Source organism: Cohaesibacter sp. CAU 1516, from assembly GCF_005771485.1.
Classification (GTDB): Bacteria; Pseudomonadota; Alphaproteobacteria; order Rhizobiales; family Cohaesibacteraceae; genus Cohaesibacter; species Cohaesibacter intestini.
Genome location: NZ_VANT01000012.1, coordinates 49,256 through 64,324 on the forward strand (window position 1 = coordinate 49,256; position 15,069 = coordinate 64,324).

General features: G+C 57.6%; 10 protein-coding genes. 4 read left to right on the forward strand and 6 right to left on the reverse strand.

Going from position 1 to position 15,069, the window contains the following annotated elements; all coding sequences use genetic code 11:
* Nucleotides 1–33 precede the first annotated feature (33 nt).
* The 3 genes from FDK21_RS19200 to FDK21_RS19210 all read right to left on the reverse strand — a co-directional run bounded on the left by FDK21_RS19200 (nt 34) and on the right by FDK21_RS19210 (nt 2,936).
* Entirely contained in the window at nt 34–888 is an 855-nt protein-coding gene (locus FDK21_RS19200; RefSeq protein WP_138150499.1) for a flagellar motor protein MotB, read from the reverse strand.
* Nucleotides 889–933: 45 nt separating this feature from the next.
* Nucleotides 934–1,704, reverse strand: a complete 771-nt coding sequence (locus tag FDK21_RS19205; protein ID WP_138150500.1) for a MotA/TolQ/ExbB proton channel family protein — start codon at nt 1,702–1,704, stop codon at nt 934–936.
* Nucleotides 1,705–1,946: 242 nt separating this feature from the next.
* Nucleotides 1,947–2,936, reverse strand: a complete 990-nt coding sequence (locus tag FDK21_RS19210) for a KpsF/GutQ family sugar-phosphate isomerase (protein ID WP_114010520.1) — start codon at nt 2,934–2,936, stop codon at nt 1,947–1,949.
* A gap of 280 nt (nt 2,937–3,216) precedes the next feature.
* Between FDK21_RS19210 and FDK21_RS19215 the strand changes: the two genes are divergently transcribed.
* Entirely contained in the window at nt 3,217–4,707 is a 1,491-nt protein-coding gene (locus tag FDK21_RS19215) for an outer membrane beta-barrel protein (RefSeq protein ID WP_171022164.1), read from the forward strand.
* Between the two features lie 150 nt (nt 4,708–4,857).
* Here FDK21_RS19215 and FDK21_RS19220 read toward each other — a convergent pair whose 3' ends face one another.
* The 3 genes from FDK21_RS19220 to FDK21_RS19230 form a co-directional block, all read right to left on the reverse strand.
* Nucleotides 4,858–7,002: a DUF882 domain-containing protein gene (locus FDK21_RS19220; RefSeq protein WP_246657629.1), complete on the reverse strand. Its 2,145-nt coding sequence runs from the start codon at nt 7,000–7,002 to the stop codon at nt 4,858–4,860.
* Between the two features lie 339 nt (nt 7,003–7,341).
* Nucleotides 7,342–9,123, reverse strand: a complete 1,782-nt coding sequence (locus tag FDK21_RS19225; protein ID WP_138150502.1) for a L,D-transpeptidase family protein — start codon at nt 9,121–9,123, stop codon at nt 7,342–7,344.
* A gap of 147 nt (nt 9,124–9,270) precedes the next feature.
* Nucleotides 9,271–10,896 (reverse strand): sigma-54 dependent transcriptional regulator, encoded by a 1,626-nt coding sequence (locus FDK21_RS19230; RefSeq protein WP_138150503.1) that lies wholly within the window; start codon nt 10,894–10,896, stop codon nt 9,271–9,273.
* 314 nt (nt 10,897–11,210) lie between these two features.
* Here FDK21_RS19230 and FDK21_RS19235 point away from each other — a divergent pair, with 314 nt between their 5' ends.
* The 3 genes from FDK21_RS19235 to FDK21_RS19245 form a co-directional block, all read left to right on the forward strand.
* Nucleotides 11,211–13,082 (forward strand): M3 family oligoendopeptidase, encoded by a 1,872-nt coding sequence (locus tag FDK21_RS19235; protein WP_114010523.1) that lies wholly within the window; start codon nt 11,211–11,213, stop codon nt 13,080–13,082.
* Between the two features lie 209 nt (nt 13,083–13,291).
* Nucleotides 13,292–14,620, forward strand: a complete 1,329-nt coding sequence (locus FDK21_RS19240; RefSeq protein ID WP_246657630.1) for an AarF/UbiB family protein — start codon at nt 13,292–13,294, stop codon at nt 14,618–14,620.
* 21 nt (nt 14,621–14,641) lie between these two features.
* Nucleotides 14,642–15,069, forward strand: a 428-nt coding sequence (locus tag FDK21_RS19245) for a helix-turn-helix domain-containing protein (protein WP_138150505.1), incomplete at its 3' end; no start/stop codon positions are given.

Below are 15,069 nucleotides of genomic sequence, written 5' to 3' on the forward strand. Positions count from 1 at the left end.
TCTCTTGTCGGTCAATGCAGCCGATGCCCAGCCTTAGGGCTGATGGGTCGGTGGCAGGGGCGGCTCCTCGGACATCAGCAGGATCGTGATGCGTCGGTTGGCGGCCAGATAGGGGTCGTTCGGGAAGAGTGGATCCGTGTCCGATTTGCCTTCCACTCCAAAGACCTGATCGGATGCAACACCATGTTCCATCAGGATCGAGCGGACAGCGTTGGCGCGGTCTGATGACAATTCCCAGCCCGTATAGCCAGAGGTGACAGGTACGTTCGAGGCTGTGGTGTGACCGCTGATCTTGATCCGGTTTGGCATTCGGGCAAGAACCGGTGCCATATGGACCAACAGACGGCGGGTGAAATCGTAGGGATATTTCGAGCCTTCGGCAAACATCGAGCGACCATCCTGATCAACCATCTGGATGTTCAGGCCGTCCTTGTCTTCCTCGATGATGATATGCTTCGAAATTTCGGTAATTTCCGGCATTTCCTGCCAGGCCTGACGCAGGGAAGCGGCAGCGGTGGCAAACATTCTCGGGCGTTCGATTTCGGTTTTCTCGATATCGTGGGTGTTGGCTTCCGGGCCCTGCTTTGAGCGCTGGTCATGGCGCTCCTGGGCAAAGTCGGAGTCATTTTCCTGCGGCACCGCTGCGACCTGCTTGATGTGCTCGCGAACGGGCATGCCTTCGATCTCGATCATGCCAGCCTTGCGCATCACTGGTTTGACACCGAAGGCATCTTTCATGGAGCCGGCAACGACCTGCAGTTTCTGATCGTCCTGAATGGAGAAGGAGATGATCAGAACGAAGAAGCAGACGAGCAGCGACATCAGGTCGGCAAAGGTGACCAGCCAATCGGGTGCGCCACCACCCCCTTGTGGTTTTTTCTTTCCCATGCTCGGTGCCTTTCCTTGTGGTCAGCGAAATTGGCGCGAGGCAGATCAGGCCGCGTCTTCCATCAGTTCATTGCGGGCTTTTTCCGGCAGATAGGCAAGCAACATTTCCCGGATCAGGTTCGGGCTCTTGTTTTCACGAATCTGCATGACGCCGTCGATGATCAGGGTTTGGTTCAGGTCCTCACCATCCAGCTTGGAATCGAGCTTGTCGACGATCGGGATGCAGATGACGTTGGAGACCAGTGCTCCATAAAGGGTGGTCAACAAGGCAATCGCCATGGCCGGGCCAATGGCAGATGGGTCATCCATGGCTGCCAGCATCTGCACCAGACCGACCAGCGTGCCGATCATGCCAAAGGCCGGGGCGGCATCGCCAAGCTGTTTGTAGAAGCGTTTGCCTTCCTGCAGGCGCTCGATATAGAGGTCACGCTCGCGCTCCATGCTTTCGCGGATGAAGCCGGGCTCGTAGCCATCGGCGATGAACTGGACTCCTTTGGCAAGAACCGGATCTTCTACCTCAACACTCTCAAGGCCAAGCGGGCCGCTTTTGCGGGCAACGTCGGCCAGTTCGGTGATTTTTTCGATCATCTCGCGCGGGTTGGTGCTTTTGCCACCAAAGGCAACCTTGCCACCCGTTACAATGGCACCGCCAATGCCGCCAAGGGTGAAGCGGATCAGAGTCGCGGACAACCCGCCGCCAATCACGATGAGAACGGAGGGAATATCGATAAACTGCCCAAGGGTGCCGCCCAGCAAAATCGCCGTAACCACGACGCCAAAGGACGCGACCATGCCGATAAGGGTTGCAATATCCATTCCTGTGTTCCTGTCTTCATGAGCCGGATCTGACGCCCGGTGCCATTTGATTAACTGGCAGTCTATGAAAACAGATCTAATGGATTGCTAATGAAAGCGCTCAAAGGCTCCGAATCTGAAGTAAATTTGATTAAGGTTACCAAAGGGATAACAAGGTGGGGCTGGCCCGGCATGTTGCCCATTGCAGCAACAATTCAGGGCGCAGGCCAGAGGGCCTTGGAAATGCAGGGGAATCGTCGGCTTTATGCCACGCCCGCCCGCAGGAAATCGTGCATATGCACAATACCGACCGGTTTGTCATCGGCGACCACGAAGATCGAACTGATTGACAGGCTGTTCATCATTTCGATTGCTGCAGGCACCAGCATGGTTGGAGGCAGGGTCTTTGGCATCCGGGTCATGACCTCCTCGACCGGCTTTTTGAGGAGGTTATCGGCCAGATGACGACGCAAGTCGCCGTCGGTGACCATGCCGATCAGCGCTCCAGCTTCGTCGATAACACCAACACAGCCAAAGCCCTTTTGCGACATGATGACAATCACTTCGCTCATTTTCACATCTGGTCTTGCCAGTGGCAGGGAGGCGCCCTTGTGCATCAGGTCACGGACAAACTGCAGGTTGGCGCCAAGCGAGCCACCCGGATGATAGGTCTTGAAGTCGGCGGCGGTGAAGCCGTGGCTTTCCAACAGGGCAACGGCCAATGCATCGCCCAGACAGAGCTGCATGGTGGTTGACGTGGTCGGGGCGAGGCCGTGAGGGCAGGCTTCCTTGACCTTTGGCGGACAGAGGCTGAGGTCCGACTGGGTGGCCAGCGTGCTTTCGGGATTGGATGTCATGGCGATCATCGGCACCTTGAAGCGGCGGGTGTAGGAAATGATGTTGGCAAGCTCGGCGGTTTCCCCCGACCAGGACATGGCCAGCACAATATCAACAGGCCGGATCATGCCCAGATCGCCATGGCTGGCTTCGGCTGGATGGACGAAGAAGGCCGGCGTGCCGGTGGAGGCCAGAGTGGCAGCCAGTTTTTTGGCAATATGGCCGCTTTTGCCCATCCCGGTGACGATCAACCGTCCTTTGGATTCGCGAATGATCCGCACCGCTTCTTCAAACGGTTGCTTGAGGCTGGTCTCCAACTCCGCTTTCAGCGCGATCAGGCCATTGATTTCATTGTCAATCGTCGAGTGTGCCGAGGCGATTGCTGAATAGTCGACGGGGGTAGCTGGAAGGGTCATCGTGGCCTGCCTGAGAATTTGAGATGGGCGATTTCTAGTACACTTTCGGTGGGAAAGAAAGTTGTTCTCAATAAGGCTTTCTGATGATCGGTCCGGAGTCTGCGCCTAAGGGGGAGGGGAAAGGAGTTGTTAACCAAAAGTGTTTACTTTCTGGAAAGGAATAACTGTGCCTGAAGTCCGCTTTCGCCGCTCTCGTCAGAGGGGATGCGTGGCTGGCAGGTTTGGGGTGGAGCGCGGCTTTACCGAATTTCTGCAAGGCTAGTTTCGCATGCGGTTGCTGTTGACATCGACATCTCTGACCCGCCCCATCTTGGCCGGTGCATCTGTGGTGATCTTGCCGCTGATGGTGATGCTGTCGACGGGCGCTGATGCGCAAGAGGTCGAGCAAAGCGGTGCTCAGGTGCCGCAAAGCGCCAATTCAAGCCTGTGGCCGCAAACAGGGCAGCAAAGCGTGCAGCAATCGCTGTTTTCCGCATCCTCGACGCCACCCTTGCGCAGCGCGGATGGCATTGTGTCCAATGCCGCACCACAATCTGCACCGACGACCACCGGATCGATTGCAGCAACCCGAGGCCGGGTGACCTATCCGATCCAGCCGGCAAGCCGTGCCCTGCCGCAGCAGCGTCCTGTCCCTCCTTTCGAGAAACAGCAGGGAAAGACCGTGCGAGGCAGCCGAGACAGCGATGCCTATGATGCGGTCGGAGTGAAAGCGGGCTCTTTCCTGCTTTATCCGTCGCTCACGCTGTTTGCCGAAGGCACAGACAATATCGATAATGCGGCGGTGGGAACCAAAGGGGGCATCGGGCGGGTGGCCTTGGAGGTGACCGCGCAATCTCTCTGGCAGCGCCATGCGTTGACCCTGGGGGCAATGGGTGTGTTTGAAAGCTACCAGTCTCCGAACCGCAAGCCTGACAACGAGCTTTCCGCCAATGCGGATCTGACCCTCGATCTGGCCGACCAGACCAAACTGGCACTCGGCGCCCGGATGGAGCGCAGCAAGGAAGAGGCGAACAATCCGGATCTGGCTGCATCGGGCGGCACAGCATCAATCGAAACGGCCTACGGTTTGACGGCGAGTCTTGACCAGGGGGCTGGCCCGCTCAAACTGCAATTGCGTGGCGCGTTTGATCGCGAACGGTTTGACGAGGATGCCAGTCGCGATTATCGGAGCTACAAGGCTGGCGGACGTGTCGGTTATCAGGTGACGGATCAGATTCTGCCATTTGTTGATGTGGAAGTCGCCCGCAAACGTTATGACCAGCGCGATAGCAGCCTTGATGGCTATAGCCTGCGTGGCGCGGTCGGGGTGGCCGTTACAGATCGCGAAAAACTGTCGGGTGAAGTATCCGGCGGGGTGATGCTCTGGGATCCGGACAGGGCTTCTCTGGGGCGCGATACGATCCTGTTTGCCGACGCTAGCGTCAACTGGTCCCCCAATGCTTTGTGGACCCTCAAGGGTGGGCTGGAGACCAGCCTGACCTCCAGTTCAACTGCTGCGACCAGCGTGGCGACCCGGACCCTGTCGCTCGAAGCCGACTATGCGGCGCGGCGCAACCTGACCCTGTCGCTCGACAGTTCCCTATCTCATGAAGATTATCGCGGGTCGGGGCGCAAGGATTGGGTATTCGATGCCACCTTTGGCGCCGAATATGCCTTCAATCGTTCGGTTCAGTTGATTGCCCGTGTCGGTCGTGAACAGCGCAACAGCAATGAAGCCGGGGCGGACTTTTCTGCCAACAAAATCGAAGTGGGATTGCGCTTGCGCCACTGATCCTTCGCGCCGCCAGTTCCAGTTCCAGTTCCATTTCCAGTTTCAATTGAGAGGGGGAGGCCCCTGCACAGCAGCTCATGTCAGGCGCGTGTGCCCAAGGGCGCACCGTTGGGCCTTGATTGTCGCCATGGGCAGGACGCGGTTACGCTCTCACCGGAAGCTTCTGATCGACAGGCGTGCGATGGCCCGTCCACTGAAGCGGGCATCCTGTGGCATCTGGCCGGGAAGTCTGCTGAAGGTCTGATCGACGATGCTTGATGGTTTGCTGACCAAGGCACGGAGATTGGCCGGGATCGGACGGGACAGACGGGCAAAGGTCGCCGTGCGGGTCGATTGCTTCATATGGGCAAAGTGCGCCATGCCAGATGGGCCATAGGCGAAGGTCAGTTTTGTCAGATGCGAAGCATCTGCATCTGAGGTTCGCTTGGCGCGCGGGGGCACGTTGCGGGCCGCAGGGGCTTGCAATGGGGCTCGGTCGGCGCGGCGCGGCAGTTTGGCCATCATGTCGCGTGGCACACCGATGCGTTCCTTCAGATTGGACGGCAGGCTCGCCAGCTGTTGGCGTTCGGCCTTGCGTGGCAGGGATGCCAGATCTGACGCACTATTATCCGGTTGGGCGATGAGACGCGTGCGCGGGGCAGCCGTCGGCAGACCGGTGGTGCTTGCCGAAGCGTAGGCGGCCCGAACGATGGAGGCTTCATTGCTCTGTTCAGCTGCGCCGGTCAGCTGGTTGAGCACGCTTTTGGCGTCCTGCTGAGAGGCCGTGATTGGTGCGCGGGCATGAGGCAGAGCGGCGAGTTCGACCCGCTCAGGCTGTTTCGCTGCAACATGCGCTGCAACATTTGCTGGATCAGGGGCCGCGGCAGACGCCACTTGGGAGGCATCAGCAGCAGGTTCCGTCCGAACTGTTTGCCGAGCCTGCCTTGTCTGGGTCACTTGTGGTGCGTTGGCCAATTGCTGGAGAACCGGCGAAGTGCCTATGCTGCCGACAGCACTGTCGTCAGGTGCGGTCTGATCAGCTGACGCGACCTGAATAGGCAGTGGTTTCGGCTCCGGGTTGGCGCTGGCCAACTGGAAGGAGCTGCTTCTCTGGTCGGCAGGGCGCGCGCGCGGCAGGGACCTGAAGAGGATCGGCGGCGCAGCTTGTTCATCAGGGTTGGTGGTCTCTGCGGCTCGGAGCTTGGCGTCGGAGGCTTCGGCTGCTGCAATGATGTCATCTGCATCGATATTGGACGAGACGGTTGGTTGAGCGCTGCGAGTGGCCACAAGACTGCCCGGTGCGCGGGTCTCTTCCCGTCCGTCAGGACGCTTGGGTAGCGAGGCCAGTTGTGTTGGAAATTCTGTTGTTGTCGCTGTGCCAGGTGCATTCACAGTTTCAAATGTTGGCTTTGGCGGGGCTTTCGGGCCGCGATTGAGCAGTCTGCCAAGAAGGGTGCCTTCGCCTTGCGACGCGACAGGTTTGTTGCTGGCGACGCGCACGGGATCGGGGCTGCGTGGCCGGGCCGGTGCTGCTTTGGCCACCTGGCTGTAGCGACGGGCAGAACGGGTGGTGCGGATCATTTCAGCCTTGCGGGCTGCGACCTGCACCTTGGCTTTCTTGTAGCCCTTCAAAGGGCGACCATCGGTCGGTACATGAACCGTGTTGCCATCGGGAAAGACCCGCGCCAACTGCTTGCGTGTCATGCGGGGCCAGTGACGGACATTGCCAGTATCAATATGGACAAAGGGCGAGCGCGACGTGGGATAATATCCAACCCCACCGGCCTGCAATCGGAGGCCAGCCCTACGGATTTTGTTGATTGGCACGCCGGGCAGGTAGAAATCCATCGCCTGCCCCTTGGTGTGACGGCTATTCTTGGCAACGCCTCGGCTGCGCCTGCGCAGCATGTTGTTGGTGGCCGGGGACCGATAGCCAGACACCACATGAATCGGCTTTTTTGCCCCGGTTTCCTTGTAGACATTCCAGATCAGATCAAACAGCACCGGGTCCATCTGGGTGCTTTCGTTGCGACGCCAGTCACGCAGGAAGCGGTTCATCTGGCGCAGCCCTTCGGGATCATAGCGACCATTGCGCTTGAAGGTGATGGTCTGGGTTTCTTTGGTATGGGTGTTGTGCAGGGTCAGCGAACGGGAGGCGGCCTGTGCCATGGTCGGAGCCATCAAGGGCACCATCAGAAGGGAAAGCAGGAATGCTGTCTGAAGATGGATGCGTGACACCACCCATGTCGCAGATGCTGACAGAAGGGGGCGCATTAAAGGCATCAAACGGGACAGAAAGACTTTGTGTCTGGCCACAGGTTGTCCAATCATCCGTCAGCTCGGGCTGACATACGCACAGTTTCGCCCCGCGGTCAGAGCAGCAGGAGCGGTGCTTACCAAAGTGAATCTGCATGCCTTGCCGGCCAAGGATTGCAGGTAAGTCTTCTTACTTTGTGTGCATTATGCTTGGCATTTGGTTAATGAAGGTCAAAGAGCCACGCAAAATGCATCACTCAACCCCGCTTGAGAGGTCAAATAATCGGTTCACGGCAAGTTGATCGGAAAATTGGGACGAAAAATGGCAAGGGACGGATATTGGTCTATCCATCCCCAGCTATCGGTTCATATGCTTTACCTGAGCGCTGTCAGGGTTAATCAAAGGCCAAGGGCTTTCTTGGTCCTTTCATTGTGGCCGTAAATGTCGGACCGAACCTGCAACACACCGTCATCGGACATCCAGGTGGTGAAATAGGCCAGATGGACCGGGATCTTGTTCGCCAGATTAACCCGGCGCTCGTTGCCGCCGATCATCTTCTTGACGCGTGCCGCGTTCCAGCCCTTGGTCCGCGAAAGGATCACTTCGGCAAATTCCATCGGTTCGTGCACTCGAACACAGCCATGACTGAAGGCGCGATAGTCGCGATTGAACAGGCTGCGGGATGGCGTGTCATGCAGATAGACCGCATGCTGGTTGGGGAACATGAACTTGATGTTGCCAAGGGCGTTACGGGTGCCGGGCATTTGACGCAGGCGCACCTGAGTGGCATCGACCTTTTCCCAGTCAAGTTTTGATGGATCGATAATCTGGGTGCGGCCCTTCACACTTGCCAGGACCTGATAGTTGGTCTTGGAGAAAAAGGCCGAAGGGTCGGACTTGATCTTAGGCAGCAATTCGTTCGAAGCGATGGAGCGCGGGACATTCCAGTAGGGATTGACCACCAGATATTCCATCTGATCAGAGAAGATCGGGGTCTTGTGCTGGGATTTGCCAACCACGACGCGGGTTTCGTGGATTGTCTTGTCCTGTTCAACCACCTGCACATGGAAAGTTGGAATGTTGACCATCACATGGAAGTCACCCAGATCGCGGGGCAGCCAGCGCCAGCGCTCGAGATTGGCGATCAGGTCGCTGATCAGTTCCTTGCGGTCATCATTCATCACACGCAGGGTGGCATTGCCGACAATGCCATCCGCGATCAGACCATGTTTGGCCTGATAGGTCTCGATTTTTCCGGCCAGCGCTTCGCTATATAGCGTTGGATTGTCCGACGGGGCGGTCTCACCAAGCTTGCGCCAGATCAGCGGTACGCGTTCATCGCTCATGCCGACCTTAAGGCTCTTGCCGCTTGGGACAGGGGGCGTCTGGTCTTTCCTGCCGGCAAAGCGCAGGCGGTTATATTCCTTGCGCAGGGCAAGGAAGCCCTGATGCTGCGGATTGTAGCTGCGCAAGGTTTCGACGGGGGCGCTGGAGACAAGGATCTTGTCAAGCGCGGCAATCGAATCCGGATAGTGCGGCTTGATCGTCACAGCCTTTTTCGGGAAGCTGCGCGGATCGATGCGTCCGGCATAGGCGTGACGGGTATAGCGGGTCAGTGCCAGCGACAGGGCAATGTCAGCCTGGGCAATATCCTCGTTCGCGCTGCCTGCCTGACGCGACAGGGCGAGGGACGGGGTCTGATAATCCGCCGGGTCGAGACCGTCCCGGTCGGCGCGCGACAGAGCGAATACAAGCTTGCGGGCGTGATCGGTCCACTCGCCATTGTCAAACCAAGCGGTTTGGAAATTGCGGGTTTCATAAAAGGCCACGAGCGCTGCATTGTCGCGTTTTTCAAGGAAGTCCTTGGTGCGCGGAATGGCGTCGATCTTGGCGGCCACTGCGTCGAACAGGTCCTGATCGCGTTGCTGATCAATGCCGGTGTCGGTCTGGCGCAGGGCGGTCAGGATGGTGTTGATCTGGATGCGGTTGGCGATTTCCTGTTCGAAACCGGCGGACGGCTGGACATCAAGCAGGCGCAATGGGCCATGGTTCGCAGACATCTGACCAGAGGCTTCGATGCTGGAGGCACCCGCTTCGGCGGCAACAGAGGGGTTCAAACACAATGCGCTGCCCGCTGCTGCGATCGTTATCGCCATCATGGCAGTGTACATTTTAGGCATGTCCTTGCGTTCCCCTTTTCACGACCTTCGGTCCGCGAATCTTTGCAAATCAGTTCTGAGAATCAAAGCTGATTTTCGCGATCCATTGCAATCCAAAAATTGGATCAGGATCGTCTTCCTATCTGTGGTGTCACCTAGATATCACGGTCAGGAGGCCCGAGCGCCGGGTTTTGTCGGTTCGTCCGACTCGGCTTCGTCCTGATCCAGTCCATATTCCTTGAGCTTGCGATAGAGCGTTGAGCGGCCAATGCCGAGGCGGCGCGCCACATCGGACATCCGGTGATCATGATGCTTGAGGGCGCGATCGATGATTTCCGCCTCCAGCTCGGCCAACGCGCGGATGTTGCCATATTCATCAAGCAGACGCAGAAATCCCCATGGGTCTTGCCGCAGGGCGTCACTGTCCGGATCTGCTTCCTGTCCGCTTATGGCCGAGGGGTGGGATGCCTCGGGTGGGGAGGGTATGGATGTTGTATCCGGGGGTATCCTTTCAGGCGTCTGGTCCGGAACATCTGCGGATGGGGCCATTCGGGCCAGATCTTCAGGACGGGGAGCGCGTGCGCGTACAACCGTGTCGCTGAAGGCGCTGACCTGACTGGCGATCTGGGGGAATTCTTCAACCGTCAACTGGTCTCCGTCGCACAGGACCACAGCCCTGAAGACGGTGTTTTCCAACTGGCGGATGTTGCCCGGCCAATCATAGCTTTCCAGCAGGGACAGGGCATCGGACGTGATGGTGGCAAGGCTCTTGCGGCCTTCCTCGGCAGCAAAGCGGGTGAGGAAGTTGCGCGCCAAGGCAGGGATGTCATCCTTGCGGTCCCGCAAGGGGGGGACGCGGATGGGGAAGACATTGAGACGGTAATAGAGATCCTCGCGGAATTTGCCATCCTTGACCAGTTGGATCAGATCCTTGTTGGTGGCCGAGATCAGGCGGAAATCCACTTTGACCGGCTTGGTCGCGCCGACCGGGTCAATCTCGCCTTCTTGCAAGGCACGCAGCAATTTGACCTGGGTTTCGAGCGGCAGTTCGCCGACCTCGTCAAGAAACAGCGTGCCGCCGTTGGCTTCAACGAACTTGCCGACATGTTTTTCCGCCGCCCCGGTGAAGGCCCCTTTTTCATGGCCGAACAGGATGCTCTCGACCAGATTGTCGGGAATTGCGCCGCAATTGACCGTGACAAAGGGTTTGGAAGAGCGGTCGGAGGCATGCTGGATGGCCTTGGCGATCAATTCCTTGCCGACCCCGGATTCCCCTTCAATCAGAATCGGAATGTTGGATTTTGCGCCCCGCTTGCCCAGATTGATCACCCGGCCCATGGGTTCGCTCGAGGCGATGATGGTCTTGAAACTGAGCGTCCCTTGACTGCGCGAGCGGATGCGGGTGATTTCCTCTTCAAGCGCGTTGACCTTCAAGGCATTGCGCATGGCGACTTGCAGACGTTCCGGGGCCACCGGCTTGATGACGAAATCGAATGCACCAGCGCGCATGGCATTGACGGCCGTGTCGATGCCCGCATGAGCGGTCTGGACGATGATCGGGGCTTTGATGTCGGTTTTCTGCAACGCTTGCAACACGCCCATGCCGTCAAGGTTGGGCATGACGAGATCAAGAATGATCAGGTCGAAATAGCTGGCGGGATTCTGTTCGAGAATCGCCAGTGCCTGTTCTCCATGTTCGGCACTGACGGCCTTGAAGCCGCTCTTCTCAACGATGGCTTCCAGCAGTCGGCGCTGGACGGGATCGTCATCAACGATCAGGATTTTTTCGCTCATGTAGGGGCCGGGTTGCTTGTGTGCGGGTTGGTTCAGCCTTGTTTCATTTTGAACCAAGATCCCCTGCATCGGTTAAAGCTTCATTAATTTCCGGCCTGATTGGTGGAAAAAATTATGTGCATAGCGGGGCGCCGGAACAGACTTTCCGACCCGTCCGTCTGGGCAAAGTCAGCTTGTGTGCCTACTTTTGACGTCAGGGCATTGGATCCGTCCGGAAGATTGCCTATCTTTGTTATAATGCCCGCGTGACGCCGTCGCTATCCGAGCGCGCGTCCGGGGATTTGTTCTTTCTCTTATCGCTGGAAAGCTGTTTCATGACCACTGCCCTTCTTTATCCTTCTTTTCTTCATTCACCTTTGACTGCTGCTGCGGCCGAACAGGGAAGTGCCAGCCTTGAGGGGCTGCCAGAATGGAATCTGGACGACCTCTATAAAGGGGTCGATGATCCGGCGCTGGAACAGGATTTTAGCCAGTGCAAGGAAGAGGTGGCAGCATTCGCAGCCGACTATCAGGGCAAGCTGGCGGCTTTGCTGGCGGACAAGGGGGGCGATGCGCTGGGGGAAGCCTTGCAGCGCTATGAGAAAATTCAGGACCGGATGGGGCGCCTGATCAGTTTTGCTGGCCTCACTTATACCGGCAACACCGTCGATCCGGTGCGGGCGAAGTTTTACGGCGATGTGCAGGAGCGGATCACCACGATCTCAACCCAATTGCTGTTTTTCGAACTGGAGCTGAACCGCATCGAAGACGCAGTTCTGGATCAGGTTGTGGCAGAAAGTGCCTTGCTTGGCCACTACAAGCCGTGGCTGGATGATCTGCGCAAGGAAAAGCCGTACCAGTTGGAAGATCAGTTGGAGAAACTGTTCTATGAAAAGTCGGTCACCGGCGCGATGGCGTGGAATCGTCTGTTTGACGAAACCATGGCAGGCTTGCGCTTCTCGGTCGAGTTGGCCGACGGCACAAAAGAGCTGGCCATCGAGCAAACGCTCAATCTGTTGACCGATGCGGACGAAGCCAAACGCAAAGCGGCGTCCGATGCACTGGCCAAGACCTTCAAGGCCAATCTGTCGACCTTCTCGCTGATTTCCAACGTGCTGGCCAAGGACAAGAGCATTTCTGACAGTTGGCGCGGCTTTGAGGATGTGGCTGACAGCCGCCATCTTGCCAATCGGGTCGAGCGCGAAGTTGTGGACGCTCTGGTGGATGCCGTGCAGGAGGCTTATCCGCGCCTGTCGCACCGTTATTATGCGCTGAAGGCCAAGTGGTTTGGCAAGGATGCTCTTGAGCATTGGGACCGCAATGCGCCGCTGCCTGCCGTGCCAACCAAGACGATCGAATGGCCGGAAGCCAAGGCCATCGTTCAGGATGCCTATGCGGGCTTTTCGCCGAAAATGGCAGAGATTTCCGGTCAGTTCTTTGACAAAAACTGGATCGACGCGCCGGTACGCGAAGGCAAGTCGCCGGGGGCCTTTGCCCATCCGACCGTTCCGAGCGCACACCCCTATGTTCTGCTCAATTATATGGGCAAGCCACGCGACGTGATGACACTGGCCCACGAGCTGGGCCATGGGGTACATCAGGTGCTGGCTGCCGGGCAGGGTGCCTTGATGGCACCAACGCCGTTGACCTTGGCCGAGACGGCCAGCGTGTTTGGTGAAATGCTGACCTTCCGCTCCTTGCTGGCCAAGACCAAGGATGTGGCCGAACGTCGGGCCATGATTGCCGGCAAGGTCGAGGATATGCTCAACACGGTGGTGCGCCAGATTGCCTTTTATCTGTTCGAGCGCAAGCTGCATTCGGCCCGCGCTGAAGGAGAATTGACCGCTGACCAGATCTGCGAACTCTGGATGAGCGTACAAGCAGACAGCTTGGGGCCATCGGTGCGGCTGGGTGAGGGATATGAGACTTTCTGGGCCTATATTCCGCATTTCATCCATTCCCCCTTCTATGTCTATGCCTATGCCTTCGGGGATTGTCTGGTCAACTCGCTCTATTCTGTCTATCAGGATAGCGACGAGAGCTTTGTCCAGAAATATTTCGACATGCTGAGCGCAGGCGGCACCAAGCACCATTCAGAATTGCTCGCACCATTCGGGCTTGATGCAAAGGATCCGGACTTCTGGTCAAAAGGCCTCTCGGTTGTCGAGGCGCTGATTGACGAGCTGGAAGCTCTGGAAGAGGCCTGAACCTCTCTTTGCCCCGACAGGGTGTGACTGGCAGGAAAGTGACTGTAATGGCCGATCAGAAGACACCCGAACTGTCCCAATCCTCCGTCGCCCTTCCGGCGACGGATGGTCCGCACGATGACGGGCCAGATGACATACATGACGACGCTTACAACGATGCCAACCGGTTTGGCCGTCGGGTGAAACGTTATGCGCAGGTCAATTCAGGAATGGGGGGATTTGTCGCGCGCGCGGCCACATCGCGATTGTTTGGCCGTGGAGACAGCGATATCCAGCGCGAAGCCGCTGACCTTGCCAGGGTCATGGGGACACTTAAGGGGCCCTTGATGAAAGTGGCGCAAATGCTGGCCACGGTGCCGGATGTTTTGCCACCGGAATATGCAGCAGAGCTGGCACAATTGCAGTCGGATGCACCGCCAATGGGCTGGGCCTTTACCAAGCGGCGGATGCGCTCTGAATTGGGACCGGCCTGGCGCACGCGCTTTGCCTCCTTTGAGCATGAGCCCTCTGCTGCCGCCTCATTGGGGCAGGTGCATCGGGCCTTTCATCATGATGGCAGCGAGCTTGCTTGCAAACTGCAATATCCCGATATGGCCTCGGCAGTGGAAGCCGATCTCAAGCAGCTGAAAATGGTCTTCGCCGTGCATCGCAGCATGCAAAGTGCAATTGATACCAGCGAGATCGCCAAGGAAATTGCCGAACGGGTGCGCGAAGAACTCGACTATGTGCGCGAGGCCTGGCACATGCATGTCTATCGCACGATTTTCAAGGATGAGCCGAGGGTGCGGGTGCCGCGCCTCTATGACGATCTGTCCAGCCCGCGTCTGTTGACGATGGACTGGCTGCATGGCCGCAAGCTGCTGGACTACAAGCAGCATTCGCAGGAAGACCGTAACTTCCTGACCCGTGTCATGTTTCATGCCTGGTGGTACCCGTTCGCCCATCATGGGGTGATTCACGGGGATCCGCATCTGGGCAACTACACCGCCTTTGAAGAGGATGGTCGGGTTGCCGGGATCAATCTGTTTGACTATGGCTGCGTTCGCATCTTCTCACCGCGTTTTGTGCAAGGGGTGGTGGACCTGTATCACGGGCTTGGCAAGGATGATCGTGACCAGATCGTTCATGCCTATGAATGCTGGGGTTTTTCCAATCTGAGCAACGAGCTGGTTGATGCGCTCAATGTCTGGGCGCGGTTCATTTACGGTCCGTTGCTTGATGATCGGGTGCGCACGATCGCTGACGGGGTCAGTCCGGCCGAATATGGCCGCAAGCAGGCCTTCAAGGTGCATCAGGAATTCAAGCGCCTTGGCCCTGTGACGGTGCCACGGGAATTTGTCTTCATGGATCGGGCTGCCATCGGTCTTGGCGGGGTGTTTCTGCATCTTGGTGCCGAGTTGAACTTCTATGAGATGTTTAACCAACAGATCGAGGATTTCAGTCAGGACCGGGTGTTGGCGGCACGACGCCTTTTGCCTGCTGCGCCGGGGGACATTGACCCTAGTCATATGGAACTGAAATTGATATCATTTTTTTGATATCTATTTCAGGAGGTCATGATGCAGGGACGTGTGGCAGCGCCGATTTTCTTGAGTGATGAGGAACGGAGATTCCTTGAAGGACAGGTCCGCCGTCACAAAGTCTCGCGGTCTCTCTCTGACCGGTGCCGTATTATTTTGCTCTGTGCCGAAGGTTTGCCCAGTAAAACTGTCGCTTCCCAGTTGGGCGTACATGAACATACTGTTGGAAAATGGCGCAGACGTTTTGTTCAGGATCGGATTGAAGGCCTCACAGATGAATATCGCTCTGGTCGCCCCCGCACGGTTTCGGACGCGCAGGTTGCCGAAGTCATCAAGCAGACACTTGAGACCACCCCCAAAGATGCAACCCATTGGTCGATCCGTTCGATGGCTAGCGCGACCGGACTATCCCACACAACGATTCGACGCATTTGGAATGCCTTTGGCCTTCAACCGCACAGGAGTGA